The organism is Picosynechococcus sp. NKBG15041c (assembly GCF_055380235.1).
Genome location: NZ_AP040365.1, coordinates 1 through 25,707, shown reverse-complemented (window position 1 = coordinate 25,707; position 25,707 = coordinate 1). Strand labels below are relative to the sequence as shown.

Genomic DNA, 25,707 nt, shown 5'->3' with positions numbered 1-25,707 from the left:
AGATAGTAAATTTCAACTATTTGTGCTGTTGCTGTTTTTCTTTTGGGGTGATCGCCTGATGTCTGATAGAAATCAGGAAAGATTCAGAGAAATTTAAAGAGTTTCCCAAGACAATTTAAAGCAGAAAAAGGAATAAAAAGTACCATCATGGCGATCGCTTGAATTGAGAATGGAAATGAACGTTATGACTAATCGTATGTAATTGCATTCATTACAAGGGTTTGAAATGGTCTATGTTTTTCAAATCTCAAAAGTGAAGCCAAAATAAGTTTTTATGTACTGTTGTGGATAGGTAATATAAAAGCTGACCCCTAATTCTTCGTAATCCAAAGCAGTGTGCTGTGCCAATTGACTTGTTTGTTTTGGAGTTGCCGCTCAAATAGTTGCTGGATTTGGTGAATTTCTGGGGCTGTAAGGTGGGTACTGAGGTGATCGATGTAGGCAGGACGGGTTTTGGCTGGCGTAAACCAACGTTTGATCAATTGTGGACTGATATAAATTTGCGTGGTTTGGCTTTCCTGCTGCAATTCACAGACTAAATCTAATTTTGCAAACATTGTTTTTAACGTTGTTGCATTCCAATTCACCATGGCATCATCAGGATTGTCATAAATCGCTTCTTCTGCAGCCATGAGCTTTTTGGTGAGTGGAGGGGTCAATTCCTCAAGTTCTAATAATTTGTAGAGTCTTTGCCCAAGACAAGGAATCGCTTCTACTAATCGCAGGGATGTTTGCGCTGTGAGGAGTAATTTCAGTTGGGTGGCGATCGCCACTTTATTTGTTGCACCCATAAAAACGTTACGACCAATGATTTTATCGAAGGTGATCTCTGGGGCGATTCTGTTTAATTGGTCAGTTACATCAGTGGGTTCACAACGAATAATTTGTGGTCGTTGCACTTCATCGAGACGGGCGGCTTGGGCTGCCAAATTATTTTCTTCATCAAGACTCCATACGAGACTATAAACGCCACCTTCAGGCGATCGCCGTAGGGCTTCCCAAGTGAGTAAACCGTTGCCAGCATTGAGATCAAGGATGACATCATGCCGTTGGATGGTGAGATCAGAGAATAGGCGATCGCGAATCTCGCCGAGTTGTTGACCTGTTTCTGAGAGTGTCCGTTGCAACCATCGTTCCGTCGCTGCATCCGTTTTGCCATAGGTTAAAACTTCCAAGCGATGATGATTTAACCCTTCAGAAAATGCGGCAATTTGTGCCTCACGCCGCTGCAATACTCGTTCTTTGATTTGTTTTTCATAGCCTTGTTCCGACGGATCATAAAATTGTTTTCCCTGTAAAAAATCTGGTAAATATTGCTGCTCTACCCAATGTTCTCGATAAGCGTGGGGATATTGATAATCTGCGCCATGACCAAATTCTTCCTTGTCGCGATTGGGATCTTTTAGGTGGTTTGGGACATCAGAAATTTGCTCTTTTTGGACGGTGGCGATCGCATCAAAAAAGCCCATTACACTATTAGATTTGGGGGCAGTAGCAAGGTATAAAGTCGCTTGGGCGAGGGGATAACGACCCTCCGGCATCCCAATACGATCAAAGGTTTCCGCACAGGCATTGACGATAGTAACCGCATGGGGATCAGCTAATCCAATATCTTCACAGGCAAGAATCAGTAATCGCCGAAAAATATACCTTGGTTCTTCCCCTGCATAGAGCATCCGCGCCAGCCAATACAAGGCAGCATCTGGATCTGAACCTCGCACACTTTTAATAAAGGCACTAATCGTATCGAAATGGGCATCTCCTTCTTTGTCGTATAAAACCGCCCGCTGCTGGATCGAATCTTCGGCGATCACCAAGGTAATTAAAATTTCGCCATTGGGTTGTGGTTCCGTTGTTTCAACAGCGAGTTCTAAGGCATTTAATAAAGTTCTTGCATCACCATTAGCGACTTGAATTAAATGAGCTTTTGCCTCTGGTACAATGATGACCTTTTGTTCACCATAACCCCGCACTTTATCCCCCAATGTTTGTGCTAAAACCTGTTCTAAATGGTGGGATTCTAAAGAGGTTAACTGAAAAATTCTTGAGCGACTAACGAGGGCTTTATTGACTTCAAAATAGGGATTTTCTGTCGTCGCACCAATCAAAATTACTGTGCCATTTTCCACCCATGGTAACAACGCATCTTGCTGGGCTTTATTAAACCGATGTACCTCATCAATAAATAACAGCGTACTTTTTTGAAAATATTTGTACTGTTCTTGGGCTTTGGCGATCGCCTCCCGGATATCCTTAATCCCAGCTAACACCGCATTTAAACTGACAAAATAAGACTCGGTGGTGTTAGCGATAATCCTTGCTAGCGTTGTTTTTCCTGTCCCCGGTGGACCATAAAAAATCAAGGATGAAATCTGATCTAAGGCGATCGCCCGTCTGAGTAATCTACCCGGCGCGATAATGTGTTCTTGCCCGACATACTCATCTAAAGTTCTGGGGCGCATCCGATCCGCTAGGGGAGCTTGGGTTTGACGGTGTTGCTGGGCACTGTGATCGAATAGATCCATATAATTTGGAAAAGTGATCCTATCTCATTATCGCGATCAATAAAGTTTAAGGGGCGATCGCCGAAGTTTTGACCGATATGGATCACGAAATTACGATGCTAGAAGAAAAACTTAACAAAACCCACCAGATCAAACAGGGCATGATGCGAGAGTTGCTCACTGGGCGTATTCGGTTAGTTTAGGCAAAGAATGAATATTGTTCATTCCCACCGTGACCCTTCATAATTGCCGAGAATTTTTGTATCTTTTGTGAGCAAAATATTTTGCCCCATCATCGCCTGCGCCACAATCAACCGATCAAACGGGTCACGAGTCCAGTCTATTCCCAACCCACAGCCAATCACTCGATTAAAATCCCGATCACAAATTTTTAAACCTATGCGATCGCCCAGATCTATCACAATTGCATCTGCCGCCACCGTAACCCGCTCAATCTCATACAAATATTGCAACTCCAAGCGCACCATCGGCGAAATATAGAGATCATGGTCATTGATTAAGGCGATCGCTATATCTGTAAACTTTTCCGTTAGCCCCCCATACAACCAAACGACAATATGCGTATCAAGGTAGATCAAGATTAACCTCCTGCTCCCAGCTGAGGGAAACCAAATCATCAGGATCACCTAAAATGACACTAGGGCGACGTACCAAGCTCTGTAACTTATCTACCTTTTCCACAAGCACAATTCTTAAACGCTTCCCTCCTCGATTAATTTCCAGAGGCAAACCCGTATTTAAAACCTCATCCAAAAGATTAAACAGATTGCCCCGTAATTCCGTTGGTGTAACACTTTTCATCATCATCTCCCCCTAACGTACATATCTTTAAATATAACGTACATATCTTTAAATGACGGTAAACCCCGAACAATATGACGAAATCATTGAATAAAAATGATCATTCTCTAGACTCTCAAATCATTCCAAAATCGAATTAAGCTATCTTCCCAAGCGATTACAGAATTCTGCCAACAAATAACCCATTACAGCCTAATGGCTCTCGTCGGCATCCAGCAACAACTCGAAGACCTCACCGGACACAAATATAGACCTCATCAAAAAACGCGCCGTTGAAAATAGCCATAACTGGATCCGTTGCCAAAACATCCTAGAAACCGCACAAACTATCTATGAATCGGGACACATCCTATCTGTTTGATATCGCTAAACTCTGTAAAAAATAATTATCAATTCAAAAAAATGGAAATCATCTTAAAGCAACTTCCTCTTGATTTACAGCAGCTCATTACAGAACTCATTCAAACCAATCAACCTCTCACAATTACTGACAACGGTTGGTCATAGTAAATAGCCATGATGAGGAATTAAATTATTTTTATTACGCCACCAGTTATGACCTGTTTCCATCGGTTCTAGTAAATATTTTGGTATTCTTGTCCCAGTCAATACTTTTTTGATGGTGCCGGTGAGCCATCGAATATCATCCTAAAAGCTCATTTTTTCCTAATTGTATAGACAGGTTTTTTGGGTGATGCAGGTTCCACAGATTCTGGTGGTGGATCTGGCTCCAGTGGTAATGACTCAATATCAAGCTGAGTAATTAGTTCACCGGAGATCCATACCTCTGTATTCTCCATATTTTCAGGGGATATGGATCTGCTATAAATCTCGGTTACCCACTGATGTTCAAATATTGGCTTTAATGCACCAAATTTTTCAATGTTGAGGGGTAATCGAGCAACCAAATCAGTTTTGGAAGTTGTCTAATCTTTTTCATCAACTGGAAAAATCAGTTTTGGGAATAAGCGAGTAATGCTTCTTCTAGGGTAAGCATTGGACGTCATAGCGGTCCAGATGGGTTCGATAGCCCATCAGACGCCTAGTACATTATGTGACGATAGATGCTGAAGAATGTTAGCTCTCAAGTGGCTTTTTTTGTGAATCAGCAGGCCCGGCCTGCTTGAGAGCTGGGTCAATGTCATTGCAGTCAGAGCAGCCTACTCTACAAGAACTCTAATTTCAGCGCATATTGACTACTTCCGAAGCACTCCGCTGTTTTCGCCGTTCTTGCAAAGACTTATCAATCAATTTTGCAACTAGCCAAGAGACAGATCTTTCATCTGTCTGTGCCCATTCCTCTAGTTCTTGCTTTAACTCTGGAGAAACGTAAGCAACTACTCGCTCCAAGTCTGTTTTACCGCCCATTTTAAGCTTTACTTCTGATTTTCTTGCTTCCAAGATACCAGCAATAGCCTAGCCTGTGTTGTGCTATGCCATGCTAGCACAGCATGGCATAGCACGAATAATCAAAGCTTTATCCATGAACCGTCAGAATTTGCTCTCAATCGCCGGAGATTTTGTCCAACCCCAGAGCCCTAAAGGCCTTGTCTTGCTTTCGAGTAGAGAATTGGTCAAGATGCGGCGGGTTGGACAGCTTGCTGCGAACCTCCTCAAGCATTTGGAATCAATGGTGCAACCTGGGGTGAGTACACAAGCTTTAAACGATGAGGCAGCGCATTGGATGCAAGCCCATGGGGCAATCAGTGCCACCCTTGGCTATGCACCCCCTGGTCATTCCCCTTTTACGAGTTCAATTTGCACCAGCGTTAATGAGGTGGTTTGTCACGGAATTCCGAATCCAAAGCAGATTCTCAAAGATGGAGATATTATCAATATCGATGTGACACCACGGCTAGACGGTTATCATGGCGACACGTCTAAAACATTCCTGGTGGGTAATGTATCCGCAACAGCCCGAAAACTAGTTGAAGCCACTCAAGAATCGATGATGCTAGGCATTGCTGAAATCAAGCCTGGGGCAAGAATTGGTGATATTGGCGCTGCAATTCAAGCCTATGCCGAGGCGAAGGGGTTCTCAGTTGTTCGAGATATGGTTGGACATGGCATAGGCAAACAAATGCATACAGAGCTGCAAATTCCTCACTATGGCAAACGAGGTAGCGGCTTGAAACTGCGTCCAGGCATAGTTTTTACGGTTGAACCGATGCTAAACGAAGGGACTCACGAGCTTAAATTTCTTGCGGATGGTTGGACTGCGATTACGAAAGACAAAAAACTCTCTGCTCAGTTTGAACATACCGTTGCTGTAACTGAGGAAGGGGTAGAAATTCTCACTCTTCCTTAAATTTCGGGACGCAAATCCTTATTTATTCCTTGAGAGAGAAGCACAATATTGCTCTAAAAATAAACCGCCGCTCAGGAATCCGGTCCCTGTGGGGATAGCTGACTCATTAACATCATCTCTGATTAGTGACTGCCTGTATTTGGAAGTTTTCGAAGACCTCTGAAAATATCATAAGAATCTGATAAATCAAGAGAAGAATTTGAAAGAACTTGAGTATTGGAAATCATTACACTCAGGTTAATTACACTTTTATCGCTTCGCAAGCTGCGTTAGGTCGAGTGGGTCTTCCCGATGACATTGTCAGGGCGATCGCATCTTTACTTTCTAAAAATAACCGCTGGGTAAATACTCAGAGAATTGAGGCCTCTGGCGGTATGTCTTCTTAATTCACAATTGCCAGACAAAAGGGATCTAGTACAAAAGGAAAACTTCTTATGCTGAATGTAAAAAATAAAGTGATTGCTATCACCGGAGCCAGTAGCGGTATCGGTGAAGCCACCGCGAAGCTGCTCGCCCAAAATGGCGCAAAAGTCGTTTTGGGAGCGCGGCGGACAAATAAACTGGAAAGGCTAGTCGAGGAGATTCATGCCTCCGGTGGCATAGCAGAGTTCAAAGCGGTCGATGTCACCGATCGCGACGATGTGAAAGCATTTGTGGAGTTTGCCAAAGCCAAATTTGGTCGCGTCGATGTCATTTTTAACAATGCAGGTGTGATGCCCCTATCGCCGATGAATGCCCTGAAAGTCGAGGAGTGGGACAACATGATCAATGTGAATATCCGGGGCGTATTGAATGGTATCGCAGCGGGGCTACCAATTATGGAAGCGCAAGGACGGGGGCAAATCATCAATACTGCGTCCATTGGTGCCCATGTGGTCGTACCTACGGCAGCAGTTTACTGTGCAACCAAGTATGCAGTTTGGGCAATTTCTGAAGGACTGCGGCAGGAATCACAAACTATTCGTGTCACTACTATTTCTCCGGGGGTCGTTGCCACTGAACTTGGCTCTGATATCACCGATGAGTCATCCAAGGACTTGTTAAAAGAACTTCGCAAAACTGCCCTTTCCTCAGAGGCGATCGCCAGAGCCGTTTTATACGCCGTGTCTCAGCCGGACGATGTTGATGTCAATGAAGTGATCGTCCGCTCGATCAGCCAGACGATGTAAACCCATCATGCAGTAACGAGGAAAATCTTGTGTATGTAGTTTTTGGTGCGACTGGACAGACGGGTTCCGCCGTTGCTGATGCCTTGCTGGAGAAAAATCAGTTGGTGCGGGTCGTTTTGCGCTCGGATAAAACCGCCGCCGCTTGGCGGGCAAAAGGCGCAGACGTTGCCTTTGCAGATCTCAGCGATTTAAAGGCGATGACCCATGCGATGGAGAATGCGGACGCTGTCTACGCGATGAACCCGCCTGCATACAATGTCGTTGATATGTTTGCAGTTGCAAAAGGAATTGGTGAGCGTTACGTTGCCGCCATCAAAAATTCCGGCGTGCAGAAAGTCGTGTTGCTGTCTTCGATCGGCTCGCAACATGCTTCAGGTACGGGAAACATTTTGACGACGCACATTTTGGAGACGATGTTCGGTGAATTGGAAATTCCTGTTGCTTTTTTGCGAGCATCGGCGTTTATGGAAAATTGGAGCAGCGTGGCGCAGGTTGCTGCTGAGCAAGGCATTTTGCCGAGCTTCTACACACCGCTTGAGCGCAAGATTCCGATGGTTTGCGCCGTAGATATCGGACGTGCCGTTGCCCAAGCGATGATCGAAGATTGGACGTGCCAGCGCATCATTGAACTGCACGGTGCAGCAGATTATTCGCCAAACGATGTTGCCGCTGCTTTTGCTGCCGCACTCGGACGCGACGTGCAGGCTGTCGCTGTCCCTGAAAGCGAATGGCAATCAACGATGTCCAGGTTCGGCTTTTCGCCTGAAGCCGTTAACAGTTACAGCGAAATGATGCGCGGCTTCAATTCTGGTCATGTTGTTTTTGAAGGTGGAAGCCACGTTCAAACAATCAAGGGGCAAACGATGATTGCAGATGCCATCAGCAAAATGATTACAGAACAAGTCTTTTGATCTGCTTATTGAGTTGGCGAAATCCCTCCAATGGGAGAGGCAGCGATCGCGGCATCAGGTTTTAGCATGTAATCATTGGCTGGATTCTGGCTGGCGACCATTTTGGCTGCGCCAGAGTGAGGTTGAGAAATGTCAATTTGTAACTGTAAGTAATCGGTGAGACCAAGCCCCATGGCCAGCAACCAGCTCAACTCACTTGAACTCTGCCAACGGTTCAACAAACCACTGATGCTCTCTAGTCGTCAAATGAACTGGAGTGGCATTTTGGTTGAGCAGTGTCAAAGTCCTGTTTCAACCTATGAGGTAGAACTTCCAGCCCTCTCAGACCATTGGCTCAGCTTACACCTAGGGAATTCTACGCCTTTGATTCAGAAACGGGGCGATCGCCGACATGAATCAATCCTTCATGAGGGGGACAATCTCTTTATTCCAGCTGGACAGCCAAGCTACTGGTATAAAGGTAAAAGTGGTATCACCTGCTCTCCACTATTCATTTGCTTGAAACCAGAACTGATTCAACAGGTTGCTGAAGCTTCTAATATTGATTCAAGACGGTTCGAGTTTATGCATTGTTTTGGTCAGCAAGATTTGCAACTTCACCAAATAGGCATGCTGCTGTTTGCTGAGTTGCGATCAGGTGGGGTCATGGGGAAACTTTATGTCGAATCACTTGCTCAAATTTTGGTGATTCATTTGCTGCGACACTATTCGAATCTGACGCAGCCGATCGCATCCCAAAACAGCAGCTTCTCTCGTATCCAGATGCAGCAGGTGATTGATTACATTCAAACTTACTTGAATCGAGACTTATCCCTGACTGAACTGGCCAGTGTTGTTAACATCAGCCCAACTTACTTTGCGAGTTTGTTTAAGCAAGAAATGGGAATTTCGCCCCACCAGTATGTGATTCGACAGCGTGTAGAACGGGCGAAATTGATGTTGTCAAAAACGGATTTGGCGATCGCAGATATTGCCTTACAGGTCGGCTTCTCCAGCCAAAGTCATCTAACGCAACAGTTTAAGCGTCTTACTGGTATGACACCGAGACAGGTTCGCTAACACCAGAAGAATCTGCTAAATCACCGTAAGAATTTGAAAGAAGTTGAGCATTGGAACTTACTACACTCAAGTTAGCTGAGACAAAGGCAACCTGTAGGGAAAGTATATAAACACCGCCTAACAATCCCGTTGATAGTGGCCGTTGCAGGGGTGACCTCACCCCTGCCGATTGTGGCGGAGTCTCTCAGATGTCATTCCCTTACTGGCATTGCCAGGGTTTGAATAACTATTGGCTCAAATTGAATGTGCTGATTAGTAAAGCAATCCCTTGTTGATAGCGTCACTAAGCGCTATATTGTCACTTAATGACATGTTTTTTGAAGAGGAGACTGTCGTGGAAAGTGACATTACCAAAGACACAAAGCAGAGTGATCGCAAGCCAGGGAGGATGAGTGAACAGCGACAACAGCGGATACGTCTGGAGATTTCGCGGGAGGCGGCGCGTTTGTTCTGGGAGCAAGGCGTCGCTGCCACGACCGGCGAACAAATCGCCGCTGCAGTGGGTCTCTCGGTGCGCACTCTCTGGCGGTACTTCCGCAATAAAGAGAGCTGTGTCGAGCCGGTCTTGGCGCAGGATGGCGAAGAGTTTGTGGCGCTATTGCGCCGCTGGCCTCGGGATGTCTCCCTGGAAGATCACCTTGTCGAGTGGGCGATGAATCGTACTCAAGATCCCGACCAGCAGTCCTTTGATCAGGCTGTGATCAAAATGACTGTGCTGGCCGAAAAAGAGCCTGATCTGCGGACAGCCTGGCTAATGACCAACGACCGAATAGAGCACGCTCTAGTCGAGATCTTCGCAGATCGCCTGCGGCGATCGCCTGACGATATCCAGGTGCGGCTGCACGCTGCGGCGGCCACTGCAGTCGTGCGCGTTATCAGTGAAGACATCAGTGCGGCCCTGATGGCAGGAGCCGATCCCACCTCGCTTGGCAACATGCTTGGGCAGATGGCCCGCGCCGTGCATACAGCTACAGGTGGGGCGGTCGGCGATCCTGTCGATCCTTAAACCAATTAACAACTGAAATCAGCAACAAGAGTAAAGGAGTTGATCCTCATGTCTAAATTTTCTTCTAGCCACCTATGGAAGTCAAAAAAGACCACCGCAACGCCCTCATCACCGACAACACCTGCGTCAACGATGTCGTCGCTGACTATCTCCTTGACCTCGAACTGCCCGACGGAGGAGCAACCTGCACGCCATAACCGCAAAATCGCAAAGGCTTGAAAACAATTTTGGAATGACATTGAGGATAGAGTCATGATTAAACATAGAAACCCTAGGCTACGACTGTTTGGGTTGCTGTGGTTGGCAGGTATGGCCGGGGTGATATCCCTGGTATTGGTGCCGTTGCCCTTGCTCCCAGAGGGTGCCCCACCTGTTGCCGTGGTCAGGCTGCTAGTGCTGGTGCAACCCGCGATTTTGCTGTCGGTGGCGGTGCTGATAGGCGTGCGCTTGGCCCACCGGCTAGAACTAACGGCACCGGGGACAGAGGCGCTGGCCGCAGGGCGATCATGGCGGCAAGCTATGATTCCTCAACTGTTGCCCGGCGTGGTGGCTGGGTTGATCAGCGGCGGACTACTGACGGCGATCGCCCTCCTGTCTCGCCCGCTGCTGCCACCAGCCTATGGGGCGGCTGAGCCCACGCCGCTGCTAGTGCGATTTCTCTACGGCGGCATCACCGAAGAAATCCTAATTCGCTGGGGACTGATGACGCTGCTGCTCTGGCTGGGCTGGCGATTTGGGCAGCAGCGCCAGGGTAAACCCCAGGCTCGATGGGTGGTCGTCGCCATTGCCGCCTCCTCCCTGGTGTTTGCTGTGGCCCACTTGCCCGCTGCGATCGCCCTAGGACTGCCCTTAACTCCAGCCTTGCTAGGGTTCTTGCTGATCCAAAATTCTTTGTTTGCAGGGGTTGCGGGGTATTTATTCTGGCGCTACGGGCTAGAGACCGCCATGATCGCCCACCTGACGGTTCATGCCGTGTTGGCCCTCATCGGCTAAGGATTTAGACACCCTTATTTGCCTCATCGACAGCGCTGCTCTACGCGGCAGTTTCACTCTTAAGCATCACTGCATCTATCACCAAACATTGGAGATAAAAATATGTCACGCAAAGCGATCGCAACTAAGCACCTAATTCACGCGAATCATGAAGCAAGACACATCCGCTTGCTTCGCAAATCCTTCCAGATCATTCGCGCCAATTTTCGCGCCTACCTCATCATCAACACCATTGTGTATGGCTTGGTCATCATCGGGATGGTAGCGGCGATGGTCTTCCCCGACCTAGGCGCAACTCGGTTGGCCACCCTGGAAGACAACGGAACGGCGGATCTTGTCCGATCGCTATTCAATAATCCATGGCTGTTCTCACTGACCATCCTGGGAGTCAACGTCATGACTGGCGCACAGTGGATCGTGCTCCCTTCGCTGATCGTTCCCTTTACTGGTATCGCCCTATTTGCGTATAAGGCATTCACTTTAGGTTTAGCCATGGCTCCGACCACCGAGATTATGACGGTGGCCCTGATCCCGCACTCGCTGACGGTACTCATCGAACTCCAAGCCTACGCCCTATTGATGTTTGGCGCATACATCCTCGGTCGGTCTTGGGTTCGCCCTGCCACCATCGGTGCTCGGAACCATCGTCAGGGTTACGTCCGTGGGCTAAAACAGCTCGGTTGGCTGAGCCTGGCCACACTCCCACTGTTCATCATCGGCGCGATTTGGGAGGCGTTCTCGCTCCGCTACCTGGTCCCTCAGCTGACCCAATGGTTGTTGTAGCGCTAAACAGACCAAACCATGATTGTTTCTTGAATCGATTGTTAACTCTGCAATTTTAGATGGTGAATCAGATGATTAAGTACAAAGATTTTGCGCCTCGAATTACTGAACGGGGACCCTTCGGCGGAGCTTCCGAGTATGAATCTTTCTCGGAGGTTGTGAGTGCTGTCAATCAGTGGATCGAACGTACAACGACACAGGTGATCAATGTTGAAACTGTTGTTTTACCCGATCGCCTCGAAGGCACCAGTGATGATATCTACGGAGTGACGACTAGTAATGCTTTCCACCCAGTGATGATCAGTCAGGGTCTTCCAATCAAGTGCTTTCAATGTGTGCGTGTTTGGTACAAAGAATAAGCTTCACCGGAGAAGAAATAATGAAACGATCTACCTTATTTACTTTCCTGTATCTTGCGCTGGGAGTTTGTCTGACGGCGATCGCGTTTGGATACCCAAACCTGCCTTCGGGTCTTCAAACCAGCTTGTTCATCAGTGCAGGAGTATCCTACATCGCTTGTATTTTCAATCCATTTTTGCGGGAGAGAACAATCCGCTTCTATCGCCGCCGCAATTCATCGGTCATCCTATCCTCGTTGGTGATTGGACTCACTATTATTGGGATGATTTGGGAGGTTCAAAGTCAGAACTGGGCGATGGAAGCTTTTTTAGGAGCATTTTCGCGGTTAATCATTGTTTTAGGGTTTGCTGAAAACATTGTGATTATAAGACAAGTGAATTCTGAACATTAGGGTCTAAATCGAATGATGCCGAGCAATATGCCTGTACAAAACGTTAATTCGAGCCCTTGAGGCATCGCTTTTTTAGTCAAAGCTTACTGCAACACCCCATCAGGAGGTTTTCAATGAACCAGAAGATTTTAGTAACTGGTGCAACTGGAAGCAACGGTACAGAGATTGTCAAGCGACTCGCAGCACAGAACGTGCAAGTCCGCGCCATGGTTCATGACCATGATCGAGCCAAGAAGATTGCGCTCCCGAATGTTGAAGTAGTGGAGGGGAACTTTGATCGCCCTGAGACCTTATTGAAGGCGCTGACTGACGTAGACCGTGCCTTTCTCTTAACGAACTCTACAGAACGCGCAGAGGCCCAACAACTCGCGTTTGTTGATGCGGCTCGTCAGAGTGGTGTCAAGCATATCGTCAAATTATCGCAATTTGCAGCCGATGCCCATTCGCCTGTGCGCTTTTTGCGTTACCATGCCGCAGTCGAAGCGGCAATTCAAGCATCAGGAATGACGTACACGTTTTTGCGTCCCAACCTCTTTATGCAGGGCTTATTAAGCTTTAAATCGACAATCGCGAGCCAAAACGCCTTTTATGCAGCAATTGGCGATGTAAAGGTCAGCGTGGTAGACGTGCGCGATATTGCAGACGTTGCAGTAGTTTCTCTAACAGAAACAGGGCATGAGGGAAAGGTTTATGACCTCACCGGACCACAGGCATTGACTCATGCTGAGATGGCAGAACAACTCTCGGCTGCGCTCAATCGTCAGATTGCATTTGTTGATATTCCATCTGAAGTAATGCGCGATCAACTGCTCAACATTGGGATGCCACCTTGGCAAGCAGACGGGCTGATTGAGGATTATGCGCACTACCGACGCAATGAGGCTGCGGCAGTTTCGTCTGGTATACAGGACGCAATTGGTAAAGAGCCGCGCAGTTTTAAAACATTCGCCTCTGACTACGCAGCAATGTTTGGCTAGACGCAGCCCAATCAGCCTAGGCCAAATAGTACAGATATGGAGTTGAAGTGCAACTCTGGGGTGAGCATTATGGTGCAGCATGAAAAACAAGATGAAACACGACTGTTGGCGATCGCGCCGCGCCTGTGGCTCTGGTGGACATTGGCTACTACAATTGCGGGGGTAATCGTCGGAGCACTGGAAGAGTCAGGATTTCAGTTTATAGCAACCATCGTTTTTACAGGTTTTTTTATTGGCATAGCCCAATGGCTCGTTTTGCGCCAGTACATTCCTAAAGCCTTTTGGTGGATAGTGGTTAGCACACTGGGGTGGACTTTTGGGCTCTTGCTGGTGAGTCCTAACGTAACCCTTGATCCGCTTATTCAATTCCTAAATAGGCTGGGCGCGTGGGAAGTTTTTTGGATGAATTTGGTCAAACAGCCGATTGTACTGGCTATTTTTGGCGCGGCTCAATTTCCGATTTTGAGACGATTTGTCCGTAAAGCGCATTGGTGGATTCTAGTCAGCGCTTTAGGAGGTGCGCTAGAAGGAGCAAGTGGCTCAACTGTCGCGTATATTTTGCAGCCGGGGCTACTACCAGAACCATTCCTGACAGCATTGAGCTATGGGGCAGGTTGGCTAGGCTACGGCATCATCACCGGAATTTGCCTGCAATGGCTACTACGTCATCACCCTCGATAGGGCCATACAGTGCCGTCTTCTGCCCATCGTCACCCCTTGTTTTGTTCCACATTGGAATGTATTAGTTGCCTCTTATTGAGGACGAACTACTTAGCGAAAGGTTTTCAATCAAAAAGGAGCATATACGTGTTTAACGCCACAAATAGAAAAGGTGAGATATCAATCATGTTCAAGCTATCTTCTAAAGTTTTTGTCTTGTTAGTTACGATTACTGCATTGGTGCTGATGTGTTTACAATCTTTTGAGGTAAAACCTGCCCTATCTGAAATCTCTGTAGCCTCTCTAAACCAGTCAACGCTTGTCGCAACTGCTCCTCTTCCCCCTAACCTTGTTCAGGCTGTTTTAGGAGGCAGACCTGTTTATGTACTGAATGTAACCAGAACTGAAGATACCGTTCTAATTCGCTGTTATCCCGGCTATGAACCCACGATCGCCGTTCGAGCCATGGGTAGCAATCCCAATGCCAGTGGCCAGAAAGAAGGCGTCATGACGTGTCGTTCTTCTGTTTAAAAGTAGCTTGTATGCCTCTGAGATCAATCGGTCTACACAACGAGGAGAAAAGCATTGTGCTGCAACCAGAAGATGCGATCGCTACATTCTCTAGTCTTGAGTGACTGACAAAAGTTTGCCCTGTTGGTTGGTTGAGTTTCGGAAGTTTTATCAGTCAAGCAGCATCTAGTCAGACGCCCCAGCGCCAAATCTAAGGATCTAGAACCCCTTATCGACAATCGTACTGAATGGAGAAAAACCATGAATAAGCCCGAGTTTTTTGTTACCCCCGGCTATGGGGAATACATGCTGAATGAATTACATTACTCGCAAGCGGTTAAAATTGGCGATCGCGTGGAGACATCCGGCCAAGGTGGTTGGGATGACAACCTGCAAATTCCTGAATCGCTGGTAGATGAGATTACCCAGGCATTTCGGAACGTAGAACGAACCCTAGCAACTGCTGGTGCAGGTTGGGAGCATGTTGTCCACGTTAATTCTTACCATGTTGGGGGGTTGCCCCCAGAAGTTAACGATGTGATGGTCAGACTATATCGCCATTACATGCCTAACCACGCCCCCATTTGGACTCAAGTAGGAGTTGCAGCTCTAGGGCTACCGACGATGCGAATTGAAATTCGTGTTACTGCAATTATTTCGTGAGCTATGTGTAGGTGGTAGCACTGTCGCTAGAACTGCCGCCTACACATAGCGTGAAAACTTTTATCCCAGCAAGATAGCATTATGAATCATCGTTTTCTTTTACCCATTTCTTTAGCTATAGGTAGTGCAGGCATATTACTTACTTCACCTGTCTCAGCAGAGCTGAGTAATAGATTGTATGCTCCGCAGATTGCACAGCGACCAAGGATAAGTCATTCGACCGCTGTAGATGATAGCTCTTTGGGCAGTGTAAAAAGACAAGAGCGACCAGATTGGGCCAGTTTCTTCGACGGCGCTGAGGCTCAAGGAACTATCGTGATATTAGATCAGCGCGGAGGTGCTCAGCAATTGTGGGTCTACGACCAGGAACGGGCTGATAGGGCCTATTCTCCGGCATCAACATTTAAAATTCCGCATTCTCTCTTTGCACTCGATGCCGGTGTTGTTCGGGATGAATTTCAAGTGTTTGAGTGGGATGGCGTGGAAAGGGACTTTACGCCACACAATCAGGATCAAGATTTGCGCTCAGCGATGCGAAACTCAGCCGTTTGGATTTACGAAATGTTTGCTAAGGAAATCGGAGAAGCGAAAGCAAGAGAGTATCTAACAGAAATTGACTATGGCAACGCAGACCCAAGCACTAGCGGAGGTGCCTATTGGATTGATGGAGCGCTAGCAATCTCGGCACAAGAGCAAGTTGATTTTCTACAAAAGCTGTATCGAAACGAGCTCCCTTTTAAGGTTGAGCACCAACGATTAGTCAAGGATATTATGATCGTTGAAGCAGAGCAGAATTGGATTCTACGGGCTAAAACTGGCTGGGAAGGGCGCTGGGGTTGGTGGGTAGGATGGGTCGAGTGGCCAACAGGTCCTGTGTTCTTCGCTCTCAATATCGATACACCAAATCGATTAGACGATCTCTATAAAAGAGAGGCAATTACACGCGCTATCTTGCAATCTATTGATGCATTGCCTACGGAAGAAAGTCCAAATTAAAGTATCCCCTGTCAATTTTATCTAACATAATTTGACTGTATGCATCCACAAGATAATGGATGGCGATCGCCCTCCATCGCGGCACAGTTAAAGAAGTTCGCGAGAGAAAAAGAGGTCTTCAATAGTGGCAGTTTTTAAGTGGTCTACCACCTTTAGTTCGATCTCTGTGCTTTTAATGGGGATATTCCCCTTCAATTTCGATTGATCGAGACTGTCCACTGTTTCGGAGGATGGTCAATGGAGATTAGTCGAACTCAGTGTCATCGGCTAAGATTTTGACCTGGGCCTTTGGTTGATCCGTGAATTTATTGGCTTTTTGTTCAATATATTGGAGTTGCTTGAGAGCCAGGGAACAGGGACGACCATAGCGCTGCTCGACCCGCTTACTTGCAAGGGTCAGAGCCGTTTGGGAGCGATGTACAAAATCCGTCAGACCATAGCATTGTCCTGCCTGAAAGTAGTCATGGACAACGGTGGAGGGGGAATAAAACTGATCCTGGGAGCCATCGGGCCAAACAATATCAAAAGTAACGGCTGGCATAGATATCTAAGGGCTTCCTGTAAAGCCAGTGAGGGGAACATGGTCGAGGTGCCAAAAGTCGAGGCTGGTTTCCCCCAGTTTGAGGGTTAAGGTATGGCCTGGGGTAATGGTGGCGATCGCCCCGGCGACTAACCCCTGATCTTGGCATAGGGTTTGTACTTCAGAGACCTGCTCTGGGGGCACAGCCAGTAAAAAACCATAACTTGGAAAACTGAGGAGCCACTGTTGTAAATCGAGTTGTGGTGGACAGGGAATAGCGCCGATATCCAAGACGGCACCGCAATTAGATGTTTCCAAGAGCATCAAAGTTGTGCCGATAATTCCCCCCATACTGACATCTTTACCCGCGCTACATAAACCCCGTTCGGCCAAGAGCGGTAATAAATCCCATTGGGCCTGAAGTTGAGCCGGATCTGCTTGGGTGGCAGCATCCCAACAGTAGGGCAGTTGGGGCCGGGGTTGCCCTTGAAAATTAGCGACTAACACGAGGCGATCGCCCACCTGGGCATCAAAACTGGTAATCAGCCGTTTTGCCCGGCCAAGGATCGCGACCCCCAAGGCATCATATTCACTGTGGGTATTGGTATGACCCCCGACAATTGGTACCTGAAACTTTTCTGCCGCTGCCTGCATCCCGGCCCAAATTTGCTGTGCCTGCTGGTCATCACAGGTCCACAGAGCATCCACAACTGCCAAGGGCCGTCCCCCCATGGCATAGATATCACTGACATTTACGAGCACCCCGCACCATCCTGCAAACCACGGATCCTGCTGCACCAATGCGGGGCTCATGCCCTCCGCCGCCAGCAGGAGAAAGCCAGCTTGGTCTGGGATGGCTGCACAATCATCCCCAAGCAGAATGGCTTGCCCCTGGGCCGTAAATTGCTGTTGAAAGTGCCGGGAAGCGAGTTGGATATCCTGTTTATGCAAAAGGCCCAGATTGTGGCGTAGGGTCTCTGCCAACTGGGGTAAAGTGATGTTCACGTCAAGTATTTTGATAATTATTCCTTTAAGAAACGAGCCAAGTCCCCAAATCAAGTTGGGGTCGGGAATTTACTGCCGGTGGATAAAAGTTTAAATCTGCCTCCATGAGATGATGGGGGCGATCGCAAATGTCCATTTCCGCCAGGGAATGCCAATGTTGCCGCTGGAAAAAACGCACATTCTGTAGCTGCACCGTCGCCAGAAACTTAGTACAGCCCCAACCATGGGCAGTGGTGACCGCTTTATAGATCAGCCCCTTACCAATGCGTCCCACCCGCCGAAACTCTGGATGTACCCCCAGGCGGCCACCATACCAAACCTCGGGCTCACTTTCGTAGATGCGCACAACCCCAACCACTTTGCTCTGGGGGGATGAGCTCTTATCTAAAGCGACAATCGGATAGGCAACCTGATCGAGGTCATCAAAATCATTGCCCGTAAAAATTCCCTGTTCTTCACAAAAAATGTCCTGTCTTAAAGCAAAATAAGCGCGAATTTCCGCCGCAGACTGGGCCAGTTCAAACTGAAATCGTTGACTGCTCATTTCCCGTAACCTCCCTAATTTTCAAAGGTAGACAATGCGGAACAGGCACCACATTTCGCACAACCGGCTTTGATCGCTTTAGAAGACATGCCTGCTTCCTTAAGGATTTGACCCACCTTTTGGTAGAGAGCGAACATCAACTCTGGATCAGGGGCTGGATGGGTTGCCAAGGGCGTGCCAGAAATGGGGACAAAAGGCACCACAAAGGGATAAACACCAAGGCTGACTAATTTCTCTGCCGCCGTCACAAGGGTTGCAAAACTATCTCCTAAACCGGCTAGGAGGTAGGTGCTGACTTGGCCCCAACCGAATACTTGCACAGCTGCTTCATAGGCTTGGTAGTAGTAAGAAACAGGGACTTCTGCTTTGCCAGGCATGATTTTGGCACGGACTGCGGGATCCACGGCCTCTAGGTGCATTCCTAAACTATCGACACCAGCGGCTTTTAAGCGCTCAAACCAGACAAAATCGGCGGGGGGTTCACATTGGGCTTGGATGGGAATATCGACTTTTGCTTTGATGGCAGCGGCACATTTGGTCAGGTAAGCCGCGCCGCGATCGCCTGTGTTGGGAGTCCCTGTAGTCATGATCACCTGCTCAATGCCATCGAGCCGCATCGCCGCTTCCACAACCTCTGCTAACTGTTCCGGGAGTTTGCGGGCAATGGTTTGTTCTGCTTCTAGGGATTTTTCGATCGCACAAAATTGACAGGCTGTACTTTCGTCCCGGTAGCGCATACAGGTTTGTTGCACCGTTGTGGCGAGCACATTGTTGCTATGGAGAAGGGCAATTTTCCAGTAAGGAATCCCCTCCGCTGTCTCTAGGTCGTAGAATTTGGGACGTCCTTGCAGGATAATGGGGGCAATCTCTTGGTGATGTTTCTGGAGCTTGGCTTCACTCCGTTGGGAATCTAGGGTGGCATGGTAAGGCGATCGCCCAGCGGTATTCGTATAGATAGGAACCATCACGGTGGTCCCGCCAATGGTCACTGCCCGGTGATCCGAAGGCCCTGCCCCCCCTTGGCGTCCAGTCATCATGGCCTCTGTGAGGCGGAGACCGTGGGACTGGAGCTCTGTAATTAAACGTTGTTTATCCATGGGCATAGTCATAGGGATTGGTGATGGCGCGCTAAATTAGGGACAGGAGGCGGTAATGTCTGAGGAATTGGGAAGTGGCGTTACTGTTGGCGGAGAAGGTAAAGAACTCGTTTTGAGGGTGGCCCAAGGTTCGGTATTGAGTTGCACCTGGAACAGATCAGGACGGGAGTAATGTCCCACCGAATCCATCATTCGCTTGCGTTTGGTAATCAAGGAAAAATCTAAATCGGCGATCGCCAAACCTTCCCCTTCATAAATGGGTTCACAGAGGTGTTTGCCTTCAGGACTAATAATGGCCGTATAACAACCACCACTAAGGGCCTTGTGCATCTTTTCATTGCTGGTCAATTGAGCCTTCTGTTCTGCCGAGAGCCATCCCGTTGCATTGACCACGAAACAGCCGGATTCGAGGGCATGGTGACGCATGGTCACTTCCATTTGCTCCGTAAAAATTTGCCCCACCATGGATCCCGGAAATTGACCGCAGTGAATCTGCTCATGTTGGGCCATCAGACTATAGCGAGCAAGGGGATTGTAGTGCTCCCAGCAAGCTAAAGCACCCACACGGCCCACAGCTGTATCGACCGTCGTTAAACCAGCGCCATCCCCTTGACCCCAAACCATCCGTTCGTGGTAGGTGGGGGTAATTTTGCGTCGTTTAAGGCGTAATGTCCCATTATGGTCAAAGATCAATTGGGTGTTGTAAAGGGAACCCTCCTCCCGTTCATTTACCCCTAAAACCACCACCATGCCATGGGCTTGGGCCGCCTCAGCTACCGCTGTCGTCACTGGGCCAGGGATTGTGACCGCTTGTTCATACAGCTGGAGGTGGCTTTTGCCCATCAGCACTGGGGGCTCGATAAAAGAAAAGTAAGGGTAGTAAGGAACAAAGGTCTCTGGAAAAACAATGAGTTGCACTCCCTCCTTGGCCGCTTGGGTAATTGTCTCCAGAATTTTTTCTGTTGTATCTGCACAACTAAACAAAACCGGACTAATTTGTGCCGCTGCCGCCCGAATTGTTTTCGAGTAATCAAGCATAGTCGCTACCGGGGAAACAACAAACTCACAAAAAACGAATTTGGCAACCAAAGATATTTCAAAAAAGTGATTGAAATATCCAGAAATTTTTATTGAATATAAAAAATTTGCGGGTTGCCCGATAAACTCTCTAGGATTTTCAGAAATAAAACCCTTGATTTCTACATGGTCCAAGTATCAAGAATAAACGCCCCTTCTTTACGGTGCATTAAAATTAAATCCATCACATCCAAGGGATTAATCGGGCGAATACCAGGAATCAAGGAAGCTTCCCCATGACCGTAAAGAGCCTGCAGTGCAAAGCGACAAGCATAGACTTTTCCGCCAGTTTCCATAATCTTAACCAGGCGATCGTTCATGGCTAAGTGACCTGGGAATCCTTCATCGCCAAGTTTCGGGAAGCCCCGCTGTACTCCCAAAGTCACCCCAGGGCCATACAGTAGCACAGAGGTTTCAAATCCTTTTTTAATGAGGCGACTTGCTTGTAATAAATTGACTAAACCAATGGAACCTTCAAAGGCTACTGTGTGAAAGGTGATCAATGCTTTTTCGCCAGGATCTGCTTGGACATCAGGAAAGACTTTTTCTTCATAATCTACAAGAAAGTCACCGGTCTGATGGGCAGGGATTGTTACTTCAGGCATGGGAAATTTTCCTTTGATTTTTAGGTTTTAATGTGTCGAGTTGTGCCTCACTTTAAGGGGAGAATTCAAGACAACCTGTATCATCGCTGACAAAAAAAGACCTTCTATGTAAAGCAATAGTTTTTTGATGGAAAGAGTGATTCAGACATTGGCTTTCTAACTAAGCTTAAGCTTGTTTAATGGTGAATATCTGGTACTTCTACCCCAATTAAGGTGTGGTGATTGTGTTCTAAAAAGAACTATTGATTTCGCTAGGTTAGACCACCAAAATAGCGGCTATTTGGCAATAGTTCGTCGATCGCCTATGGGTAGTGACAAACTGATGGGATCGGTAACAATCCTTACAGGAACAGGGGTTGACTAGGCTTACAGTTGAGCCAAATACACCTAAGAGCAACGGCAATGCAAACCCATTACCCGGTAATAATTGTTGGGGGTGGCCAGGCAGGACTTGCCCTCAGCTATCTCCTCAAGCAAAACAATATTGACCACCTAATCTTTGAGAAACACAAAATTGGTCATGCGTGGCGTAATGAACGCTGGAATTCTTTTTGTTTAGTGACCCCCAATTGGCAATGTCGGCTCCCTGGTTTTTCCTATGCGGGGCCTGATCCTAATGGCTTTATGGCCAAGGAAGAGATTGTTTCTTATTTAGAAGCCTATGCGCATTCTTTTAATCCGCCCATTCGAGAGGGGGTAACGGTTTCCAAGGTGAGTTCGTCTGGAACCAAGTTTGCAGTGGCAACATCCATCGGTGACTACACGGCTGATCAAGTGGCGATCGCCACGGGTGGATACCACATTCCGAAAATTCCTCCCATCGCCGCCCAACTTCCCCGTGAGTTACAGCAAATCCATTCCGTGCAGTACAAAAATCCCCAGGATCTTCCCGACGAAGTATTGATTGTGGGCACTGGCCAGTCGGGTTGTCAAATTGCCGAAGATCTTCATTTGGCGAGGAAAACAGTTCATCTTGTCACCGGTAGTGCGCCCCGGGCACCGCGTCGTTATCGGGGCAAGGATGTGGTGGAGTGGCTAGAACTCATGGGTTATTACGACCTCCCCATCGACCAGCACCCCCAGAAAGAAATGGTTCGCCATAAAACCAATCACTACGTTACAGGACGGGATGGGGGTCGTGATATTGATCTGCGCCGCTTTGCCCAAGAAGGAATGCGCCTCTATGGCCGCTTGCAACGTATTACCGGACAGACTCTCCATTTCGGGAATGATTTAAAACAAAATTTAGATCAGGCTGATGCCACCGTGGTAAAGATTCAGGGCAATATTGACAAATTCATTGCCGACAATCACCTCGCTGCTCCTCCAGAGGCCCATTATCAGCCCATTTGGGAGCCAGAGATGGAACCGCGATCTATTAACCTCGAAGAAATCAACATCGGTGCGGTGATCTGGGCGACGGGCTTCCGCTCGAATTTTGGTTGGATTGATCTACCGGTTTTTAATGAATTGGGAGAACCACTGCATGACCGGGGTGTGACTGCTGTAGACGGGTTATATTTTCTCGGTTTGCCCTGGCTCTATACCTGGGGTTCTGGTCGCTTTTCTGGTGTCGCTCGTGATGCAGAATATTTGGCGACACAGATTACAGCAAGGCTTTTGGTTCCAGCTTCTGCTTAACAACCGAACGAAGGATTATTAACCCGGTTTCAGTTGAAAGACGTTCATTAGGAATTCTAAACTTCCTCAACTGAATAAAAACCGAGTTCCTGACTTAGTGGCGAGCAGTTTACTAAGTTATGATGGTCGTAGTTTTTCGATCTGAACATTATGGCTGTTTCTGCTTTTCCTATGCTGCAACGCTTGTCGAATTCCATACCGCTTGATGGTGCTGTTCGGCTTGATTTGGTGGAAGGGGTTCTGATTTTTCGAGCTTCGGTACAGGTACAGGCGCGGGTTGAAGTTTTGTTGGAAAAGCAGCAGTTTGAAGGATTGACCGAGGCTGAGGAGGAGGAATTGGACTGTTATGAAGAAATTGATGATTATTTGAGTTTTGTGAATCGGACAGTTCGTAATGCTGCTGCTGGGAGCATGGTGGCATAGGAAATGGGTAGGTCACCACTTCCAGAAAAAATTCAAAACAAAGTCAGAGAAAGGGCTAAAGGTTTATGTGAGTATTGTCATGGAGTGGAGTTGTGGCAGTATGTTCGCTTCACGGTTGATCATGTCATTCCACGGGCTCGAGGTGGTTCGGATGATGTAGAAAATTTGGCGTTGGCTTGTTTTCATTGCAATCGTAAAAAGTCAAGTTTCGTGACAGGAGTTGATCTGCTGTCAGGGGCAGAAGTTCGTTTGTTTAACCCGCGTTGTGATCGATGGGCTGATCATTTTGTTTGGGCAGAAGATGGAGTTATGGTGGTAGGCTTAACAGAAATTGGGCGGGCAACGATCGCCAGATTAGATATGAATCGAGAGCGCGTTCTGTTGATTCGGCAAGCGGATCGAGATGTTGGGCGACATCCTCCAAAATTGGATCGGCTTTTGGGGGATAGTGGAACTAGCGATCTCGTTTAAATTAGACCTTGTTTTGTGGCTTGATAAATGGCTTGATAGCGATTTTTAGCTTGTAGTTTACTCAAGGTGCGGTTTAGGTGGAACTTTACGGTACTTTCACTGATGTGGAGCTGTTGGGCAATGTCACGATCGCGCAATCCTGTTGTGAGGAGAATTAAAATCTGACGTTCCCGTTGAGAGAGTGAATCCTTTGATGTGTGGGCTTGGGTAGTGGCCCCATAGGGCAAAGTAAGGCTAATTTGGTGGGCTGCTTCTTGGGAATCGATCCCGACATTGCATTGTCCCCCAAGGGTTTGTACAAAAAATTCAATGTCGGCAAAAGGCGATCGCCCGATTTTTTTCGTCAGGGTAGAGGCGGCAATAATTCCTTCGAGGCAAATTTCCGTATCCCCGTAAGTGAGCCGGCAGTAATGACAGTTGAATTGATTGAGGATTTCTACGGTTTTGATCAATAGATAGGTCAAACTGGGCGTCAAGGGTCGCTCCGTGCCAATCAGACTAAGCTGGCTAGTGGTTAAAAAGCTGCTCAGGTGATCTGAGAGGGGGTAAGATTCCCCTATTTGGCCTTTATTGGGCGCTTGGGGTTTTCTTTGGGCAGCATCTAAGGCGATCGCCCCGGCCATACATAGCACCTGCAAAACCTCTAAAAATTCTGGCAAAAAAGTTTCATGGCTAAAAGCCGCTAACACACCAATAATTCGTTTTTGGCTGACGAGGGGATAACCCGCAAAACCTTGGATTCGATTGGCGATCGCCCAGTCACGGTCTTTGACCCAAGCTTCTTCAGCCAATTGATTACTCAGGAACGGAATCCCATTTTTAGCAATTTTTCCAACCTTATAGGCACCCATGGGAACCCATGCAAAACTGCCGTTAATATTTTCAGACAACCCCGATGAGGCCACTAACCGGAGAGATTGCCGATCTGGCTCAGTTAACCAAATTCGCGCAAAAGCACAATTAAAGTCTCCAATCAACGCTTCGGTTAAACGTTTGGCGATCAACGCTGGTTCCAAACAACCGGAAATGCCCTGGGTAATGCGATGAACCCTTTGCAAGTCCATAATTAAGCAAGCAGAATCAAGCACGGCATCGGTAAAGTAGGCACGAATTTTCTTCCTCTAGTTAACGCGAGCCAGCTCATCTACGTCAGTCAGTAGTGAACAAATGAATCAGCTTTATCGAGTAGAGGTCGATTTTCGGGGGTAAGGGCAGCATGAGTAATGGCTAGATTGTAGTAACCAGGGGCATATTGGGGATTCTTTTCCTTGGTGCGCCCGGAGTAAAAAATTGCCCGTCCGCAATTCTATTTTCCCTCAGCGTCAGCAATACCAAAGTTGGTACAGGCATTAAGGTAGTTATTATCAAGGGTGATTGCTTGGGTAAAGTCAGCGATCGCTTCTTCGTATCGTTTTAACTCATAATGGCGGTTACCCCGGGCAAAATGAGCCTCTAAGTTGTCAGGATTAACCGCAATTTGTCCACTAAAATCCTCAAGGATTTTGTCTAGCGGTTAGGAAGGTAAATAAACATCCTCCTGAGGTCAATCGAAACGGGATGTTACTAAGGGCACATCTGATATTTCCGAGAAAGGCTCTAAGTTGGGCGGTGGCGTCTGAAAAGAAGGTGGTGAAACTTGTAACGGCTCAGATTGGGGATGGCAGCGGCGATAGCCGAAATAATGATTCACTTTGTGATGGTAAATTCGTCGCCCATTCTCAAAGATAGATAGTGATGTCCAGGGCTGGCGAGTTTGGGGGCCGCTCGTTGCAATCTGATAGGTGTAAATATATTCCGTTGCTTTATAAACTGTCACGGGGGGCTGTTGAGAGACTTCAATAATGCCCCTTGGCACCATTAATGTTTTTTTTGTACTGCGGGATTGACCAACATAATAATATGCCGTCGGTACATAACAGCCTGTGCTTTGGTCCTGATAACCAAGACTACAGATTGCGGCAAAATATTCTGGCGTCGTTAGTGCTGCTTGGGTATTCATTTCTCGGTTACTGCAGAGCACAGAGCGATCATTAGCCTGAGCTGGTAACAATGGTGTCAGTCCCCATAATATTCCTGCCCCTAGTCCAACTACGCCCCAATGGGCGATCGCTTTTTTATTTAATGTCATTATTGACATGATATCTCTTCTTGAGTTGACCTGAATATCAAGTAAGTAGGATAAATTAGACCATTGAAACCGAAAGATGCTCAT

32 protein-coding genes and 1 pseudogene are annotated in these 25,707 nt (G+C 47.5%); 19 read left to right on the top strand and 14 right to left on the bottom strand.

The features are described from left to right. Positions 1-311: 311 nt before the first annotated feature. From ACZ45B_RS14315 to ACZ45B_RS14300, 4 genes are all read right to left on the bottom strand, one after another. A complete protein-coding gene (locus tag ACZ45B_RS14315; RefSeq protein ID WP_024546989.1) occupies positions 312-2,525 on the bottom strand; it encodes an AAA family ATPase in 2,214 nt (737 codons plus the stop codon). Between the two features lie 200 nt (positions 2,526-2,725). Beyond that, on the bottom strand, positions 2,726-3,103 hold the full coding sequence (locus ACZ45B_RS14310) for a type II toxin-antitoxin system VapC family toxin (RefSeq protein ID WP_024546987.1): 378 nt from the start codon (positions 3,101-3,103) through the stop codon (positions 2,726-2,728). After that, positions 3,090-3,326, bottom strand: a complete 237-nt coding sequence (locus ACZ45B_RS14305; RefSeq protein ID WP_024546986.1) for a type II toxin-antitoxin system prevent-host-death family antitoxin — start codon at positions 3,324-3,326, stop codon at positions 3,090-3,092. The genes ACZ45B_RS14310 and ACZ45B_RS14305 overlap by 14 nt, the downstream gene beginning before the upstream one ends. A 1,182-nt stretch (positions 3,327-4,508) precedes the next feature. Further along, positions 4,509-4,694, bottom strand: a complete 186-nt coding sequence (locus tag ACZ45B_RS14300; RefSeq protein ID WP_038028014.1) for a ribbon-helix-helix domain-containing protein — start codon at positions 4,692-4,694, stop codon at positions 4,509-4,511. Positions 4,695-4,809: 115 nt separating this feature from the next. On the opposite strand from ACZ45B_RS14300, the gene map reads away from it, so the two are divergent. The 4 genes and pseudogenes from map to ACZ45B_RS14280 all read left to right on the top strand — a co-directional run bounded on the left by map (position 4,810) and on the right by ACZ45B_RS14280 (position 7,714). Then, positions 4,810-5,634 carry a type I methionyl aminopeptidase gene (gene map, locus ACZ45B_RS14295; protein ID WP_024546985.1) on the top strand — a complete coding sequence of 275 codons (825 nt, stop codon included), beginning with the start codon at positions 4,810-4,812 and terminating at the stop codon, positions 5,632-5,634. Positions 5,635-5,882: 248 nt separating this feature from the next. After that, positions 5,883-6,020, top strand: a pseudogene (locus ACZ45B_RS14290) (3-oxoacyl-ACP reductase); the annotation flags it as partial. A 48-nt stretch (positions 6,021-6,068) separates the two neighbouring features. Continuing rightward, positions 6,069-6,803: an SDR family oxidoreductase gene (locus ACZ45B_RS14285; RefSeq protein ID WP_024546984.1), complete on the top strand. Its 735-nt coding sequence runs from the start codon at positions 6,069-6,071 to the stop codon at positions 6,801-6,803. Positions 6,804-6,832: 29 nt separating this feature from the next. Continuing rightward, the gene (locus ACZ45B_RS14280) at positions 6,833-7,714 is read left to right on the top strand and encodes an NmrA family NAD(P)-binding protein (protein WP_024546983.1); all 882 of its coding nucleotides are present in this window, start codon (positions 6,833-6,835) and stop codon (positions 7,712-7,714) included. A 5-nt stretch (positions 7,715-7,719) separates the two neighbouring features. Here ACZ45B_RS14280 and ACZ45B_RS14275 read toward each other — a convergent pair whose 3' ends face one another. After that, positions 7,720-7,887 (bottom strand): hypothetical protein, encoded by a 168-nt coding sequence (locus tag ACZ45B_RS14275; protein WP_158505999.1) that lies wholly within the window; start codon positions 7,885-7,887, stop codon positions 7,720-7,722. On the opposite strand from ACZ45B_RS14275, the gene ACZ45B_RS14270 reads away from it, so the two are divergent. The 12 genes from ACZ45B_RS14270 (at position 7,886) to blaOXA (ending at position 16,112) form a co-directional block, all read left to right on the top strand. Continuing rightward, positions 7,886-8,773 carry an AraC family transcriptional regulator gene (locus tag ACZ45B_RS14270; protein WP_024546982.1) on the top strand — a complete coding sequence of 296 codons (888 nt, stop codon included), beginning with the start codon at positions 7,886-7,888 and terminating at the stop codon, positions 8,771-8,773. The two genes, ACZ45B_RS14275 and ACZ45B_RS14270, sit on opposite strands and share 2 nt — an antisense overlap. A 310-nt stretch (positions 8,774-9,083) precedes the next feature. Continuing rightward, complete coding sequence (locus ACZ45B_RS14265; protein ID WP_236612536.1) at positions 9,084-9,779, top strand: TetR/AcrR family transcriptional regulator; 696 nt, start codon at positions 9,084-9,086, stop codon at positions 9,777-9,779. Between the two features lie 74 nt (positions 9,780-9,853). Next, positions 9,854-9,976 carry an alpha/beta hydrolase gene (locus ACZ45B_RS14260; RefSeq protein WP_071990961.1) on the top strand — a complete coding sequence of 41 codons (123 nt, stop codon included), beginning with the start codon at positions 9,854-9,856 and terminating at the stop codon, positions 9,974-9,976. A gap of 55 nt (positions 9,977-10,031) precedes the next feature. After that, a complete protein-coding gene (locus ACZ45B_RS14255; RefSeq protein WP_024546979.1) occupies positions 10,032-10,772 on the top strand; it encodes a CPBP family intramembrane glutamic endopeptidase in 741 nt (246 codons plus the stop codon). Positions 10,773-10,874: 102 nt separating this feature from the next. Beyond that, positions 10,875-11,555 (top strand): stage II sporulation protein M, encoded by a 681-nt coding sequence (locus ACZ45B_RS14250; protein WP_029682002.1) that lies wholly within the window; start codon positions 10,875-10,877, stop codon positions 11,553-11,555. Positions 11,556-11,626: 71 nt separating this feature from the next. Further along, positions 11,627-11,914, top strand: a complete 288-nt coding sequence (locus ACZ45B_RS14245; protein ID WP_024546977.1) for a hypothetical protein — start codon at positions 11,627-11,629, stop codon at positions 11,912-11,914. A gap of 20 nt (positions 11,915-11,934) precedes the next feature. Then, entirely contained in the window at positions 11,935-12,306 is a 372-nt protein-coding gene (locus ACZ45B_RS14240; RefSeq protein WP_024546976.1) for a hypothetical protein, read from the top strand. A gap of 113 nt (positions 12,307-12,419) precedes the next feature. Next, a complete protein-coding gene (locus ACZ45B_RS14235; protein ID WP_024546975.1) occupies positions 12,420-13,283 on the top strand; it encodes an SDR family oxidoreductase in 864 nt (287 codons plus the stop codon). Positions 13,284-13,352: 69 nt separating this feature from the next. Beyond that, complete coding sequence (locus tag ACZ45B_RS14230) at positions 13,353-13,964, top strand: hypothetical protein (protein WP_024546974.1); 612 nt, start codon at positions 13,353-13,355, stop codon at positions 13,962-13,964. A gap of 126 nt (positions 13,965-14,090) precedes the next feature. Further along, positions 14,091-14,474: a hypothetical protein gene (locus ACZ45B_RS14225; RefSeq protein WP_236612535.1), complete on the top strand. Its 384-nt coding sequence runs from the start codon at positions 14,091-14,093 to the stop codon at positions 14,472-14,474. 240 nt (positions 14,475-14,714) lie between these two features. Next, entirely contained in the window at positions 14,715-15,116 is a 402-nt protein-coding gene (locus tag ACZ45B_RS14220) for a RidA family protein (RefSeq protein WP_024546972.1), read from the top strand. 81 nt (positions 15,117-15,197) lie between these two features. Beyond that, entirely contained in the window at positions 15,198-16,112 is a 915-nt protein-coding gene (gene blaOXA / locus ACZ45B_RS14215; RefSeq protein WP_024546971.1) for a class D beta-lactamase, read from the top strand. A 244-nt stretch (positions 16,113-16,356) separates the two neighbouring features. Here blaOXA and ACZ45B_RS14210 read toward each other — a convergent pair whose 3' ends face one another. The 6 genes from ACZ45B_RS14210 to ACZ45B_RS14185 form a co-directional block, all read right to left on the bottom strand. After that, positions 16,357-16,653 carry an MSMEG_0570 family nitrogen starvation response protein gene (locus tag ACZ45B_RS14210; RefSeq protein WP_024546970.1) on the bottom strand — a complete coding sequence of 99 codons (297 nt, stop codon included), beginning with the start codon at positions 16,651-16,653 and terminating at the stop codon, positions 16,357-16,359. A 6-nt stretch (positions 16,654-16,659) separates the two neighbouring features. Then, positions 16,660-17,637, bottom strand: a complete 978-nt coding sequence (locus tag ACZ45B_RS14205) for a sll0787 family AIR synthase-like protein (protein WP_029681999.1) — start codon at positions 17,635-17,637, stop codon at positions 16,660-16,662. 25 nt (positions 17,638-17,662) lie between these two features. Beyond that, the gene (locus ACZ45B_RS14200; RefSeq protein WP_024546968.1) at positions 17,663-18,181 is read right to left on the bottom strand and encodes an MSMEG_0567/Sll0786 family nitrogen starvation N-acetyltransferase; all 519 of its coding nucleotides are present in this window, start codon (positions 18,179-18,181) and stop codon (positions 17,663-17,665) included. 14 nt (positions 18,182-18,195) lie between these two features. Next, positions 18,196-19,278 carry an MSMEG_0568 family radical SAM protein gene (locus tag ACZ45B_RS14195; RefSeq protein ID WP_024546967.1) on the bottom strand — a complete coding sequence of 361 codons (1,083 nt, stop codon included), beginning with the start codon at positions 19,276-19,278 and terminating at the stop codon, positions 18,196-18,198. 36 nt (positions 19,279-19,314) lie between these two features. Then, positions 19,315-20,316, bottom strand: coding sequence for a Nit6803 family nitrilase (locus ACZ45B_RS14190; protein ID WP_024546966.1), 1,002 nt, complete (start codon positions 20,314-20,316; stop codon positions 19,315-19,317). 161 nt (positions 20,317-20,477) lie between these two features. Beyond that, positions 20,478-20,960 carry an MSMEG_0572/Sll0783 family nitrogen starvation response protein gene (locus tag ACZ45B_RS14185; RefSeq protein ID WP_024546965.1) on the bottom strand — a complete coding sequence of 161 codons (483 nt, stop codon included), beginning with the start codon at positions 20,958-20,960 and terminating at the stop codon, positions 20,478-20,480. 402 nt (positions 20,961-21,362) lie between these two features. Here ACZ45B_RS14185 and ACZ45B_RS14180 point away from each other — a divergent pair, with 402 nt between their 5' ends. The 3 genes from ACZ45B_RS14180 (at position 21,363) to ACZ45B_RS14170 (ending at position 23,495) form a co-directional block, all read left to right on the top strand. After that, positions 21,363-22,601, top strand: a complete 1,239-nt coding sequence (locus ACZ45B_RS14180; RefSeq protein ID WP_024546964.1) for an MSMEG_0569 family flavin-dependent oxidoreductase — start codon at positions 21,363-21,365, stop codon at positions 22,599-22,601. A 150-nt stretch (positions 22,602-22,751) separates the two neighbouring features. Then, positions 22,752-23,024, top strand: coding sequence for a hypothetical protein (locus ACZ45B_RS14175; protein WP_024546963.1), 273 nt, complete (start codon positions 22,752-22,754; stop codon positions 23,022-23,024). Between the two features lie 3 nt (positions 23,025-23,027). Further along, on the top strand, positions 23,028-23,495 hold the full coding sequence (locus tag ACZ45B_RS14170) for an HNH endonuclease (RefSeq protein WP_024546962.1): 468 nt from the start codon (positions 23,028-23,030) through the stop codon (positions 23,493-23,495). Here ACZ45B_RS14170 and ACZ45B_RS14165 read toward each other — a convergent pair. The 3 genes from ACZ45B_RS14165 to ACZ45B_RS14155 all read right to left on the bottom strand — a co-directional run bounded on the left by ACZ45B_RS14165 (position 23,492) and on the right by ACZ45B_RS14155 (position 25,623). Further along, positions 23,492-24,583, bottom strand: a complete 1,092-nt coding sequence (locus tag ACZ45B_RS14165) for a LuxR C-terminal-related transcriptional regulator (protein WP_024546961.1) — start codon at positions 24,581-24,583, stop codon at positions 23,492-23,494. The genes ACZ45B_RS14170 and ACZ45B_RS14165 overlap by 4 nt on opposite strands. Positions 24,584-24,801: 218 nt before the next feature. Then, a complete protein-coding gene (locus ACZ45B_RS14160) occupies positions 24,802-24,972 on the bottom strand; it encodes a tetratricopeptide repeat protein (protein WP_397427701.1) in 171 nt (56 codons plus the stop codon). A 66-nt stretch (positions 24,973-25,038) separates the two neighbouring features. Beyond that, positions 25,039-25,623 carry a hypothetical protein gene (locus tag ACZ45B_RS14155; RefSeq protein WP_148293454.1) on the bottom strand — a complete coding sequence of 195 codons (585 nt, stop codon included), beginning with the start codon at positions 25,621-25,623 and terminating at the stop codon, positions 25,039-25,041. Between the last annotated feature and the right edge of the window lie 84 nt (positions 25,624-25,707).

What these genes read in the sequence shown, in the direction of transcription:
- ACZ45B_RS14265 (WP_236612536.1), top strand. Translation starts at nt 9,084, where the DNA reads ATGTTTTTTGAAGAGGAGACTGTCGTGGAAAGTGACATTACCAAAGAC.
- ACZ45B_RS14190 (WP_024546966.1), bottom strand. Translation starts at nt 20,316, where the DNA reads ATGCTTGATTACTCGAAAACAATTCGGGCGGCAGCGGCACAAATTAGT.
- ACZ45B_RS14315 (WP_024546989.1), bottom strand. Translation starts at nt 2,525, where the DNA reads ATGGATCTATTCGATCACAGTGCCCAGCAACACCGTCAAACCCAAGCT.
- ACZ45B_RS14155 (WP_148293454.1), bottom strand. Translation starts at nt 25,623, where the DNA reads ATGACATTAAATAAAAAAGCGATCGCCCATTGGGGCGTAGTTGGACTA.
- ACZ45B_RS14180 (WP_024546964.1), top strand. Translation starts at nt 21,363, where the DNA reads ATGCAAACCCATTACCCGGTAATAATTGTTGGGGGTGGCCAGGCAGGA.
- ACZ45B_RS14175 (WP_024546963.1), top strand. Translation starts at nt 22,752, where the DNA reads ATGGCTGTTTCTGCTTTTCCTATGCTGCAACGCTTGTCGAATTCCATA.
- map (WP_024546985.1), top strand. Translation starts at nt 4,810, where the DNA reads ATGAACCGTCAGAATTTGCTCTCAATCGCCGGAGATTTTGTCCAACCC.
- ACZ45B_RS14300 (WP_038028014.1), bottom strand. Translation starts at nt 4,694, where the DNA reads ATGGGCGGTAAAACAGACTTGGAGCGAGTAGTTGCTTACGTTTCTCCA.
- ACZ45B_RS14260 (WP_071990961.1), top strand. Translation starts at nt 9,854, where the DNA reads ATGGAAGTCAAAAAAGACCACCGCAACGCCCTCATCACCGACAACACC.
- blaOXA (WP_024546971.1), top strand. Translation starts at nt 15,198, where the DNA reads ATGAATCATCGTTTTCTTTTACCCATTTCTTTAGCTATAGGTAGTGCA.
- ACZ45B_RS14250 (WP_029682002.1), top strand. Translation starts at nt 10,875, where the DNA reads ATGTCACGCAAAGCGATCGCAACTAAGCACCTAATTCACGCGAATCAT.
- ACZ45B_RS14220 (WP_024546972.1), top strand. Translation starts at nt 14,715, where the DNA reads ATGAATAAGCCCGAGTTTTTTGTTACCCCCGGCTATGGGGAATACATG.
- ACZ45B_RS14235 (WP_024546975.1), top strand. Translation starts at nt 12,420, where the DNA reads ATGAACCAGAAGATTTTAGTAACTGGTGCAACTGGAAGCAACGGTACA.
- ACZ45B_RS14270 (WP_024546982.1), top strand. Translation starts at nt 7,886, where the DNA reads ATGGCCAGCAACCAGCTCAACTCACTTGAACTCTGCCAACGGTTCAAC.
- ACZ45B_RS14240 (WP_024546976.1), top strand. Translation starts at nt 11,935, where the DNA reads ATGAAACGATCTACCTTATTTACTTTCCTGTATCTTGCGCTGGGAGTT.
- ACZ45B_RS14230 (WP_024546974.1), top strand. Translation starts at nt 13,353, where the DNA reads ATGGTGCAGCATGAAAAACAAGATGAAACACGACTGTTGGCGATCGCG.
- ACZ45B_RS14255 (WP_024546979.1), top strand. Translation starts at nt 10,032, where the DNA reads ATGATTAAACATAGAAACCCTAGGCTACGACTGTTTGGGTTGCTGTGG.
- ACZ45B_RS14195 (WP_024546967.1), bottom strand. Translation starts at nt 19,278, where the DNA reads ATGGATAAACAACGTTTAATTACAGAGCTCCAGTCCCACGGTCTCCGC.
- ACZ45B_RS14185 (WP_024546965.1), bottom strand. Translation starts at nt 20,960, where the DNA reads ATGCCTGAAGTAACAATCCCTGCCCATCAGACCGGTGACTTTCTTGTA.
- ACZ45B_RS14305 (WP_024546986.1), bottom strand. Translation starts at nt 3,326, where the DNA reads ATGAAAAGTGTTACACCAACGGAATTACGGGGCAATCTGTTTAATCTT.
- ACZ45B_RS14275 (WP_158505999.1), bottom strand. Translation starts at nt 7,887, where the DNA reads ATGGGGCTTGGTCTCACCGATTACTTACAGTTACAAATTGACATTTCT.
- ACZ45B_RS14210 (WP_024546970.1), bottom strand. Translation starts at nt 16,653, where the DNA reads ATGCCAGCCGTTACTTTTGATATTGTTTGGCCCGATGGCTCCCAGGAT.
- ACZ45B_RS14200 (WP_024546968.1), bottom strand. Translation starts at nt 18,181, where the DNA reads ATGAGCAGTCAACGATTTCAGTTTGAACTGGCCCAGTCTGCGGCGGAA.
- ACZ45B_RS14170 (WP_024546962.1), top strand. Translation starts at nt 23,028, where the DNA reads ATGGGTAGGTCACCACTTCCAGAAAAAATTCAAAACAAAGTCAGAGAA.
- ACZ45B_RS14245 (WP_024546977.1), top strand. Translation starts at nt 11,627, where the DNA reads ATGATTAAGTACAAAGATTTTGCGCCTCGAATTACTGAACGGGGACCC.
- ACZ45B_RS14285 (WP_024546984.1), top strand. Translation starts at nt 6,069, where the DNA reads ATGCTGAATGTAAAAAATAAAGTGATTGCTATCACCGGAGCCAGTAGC.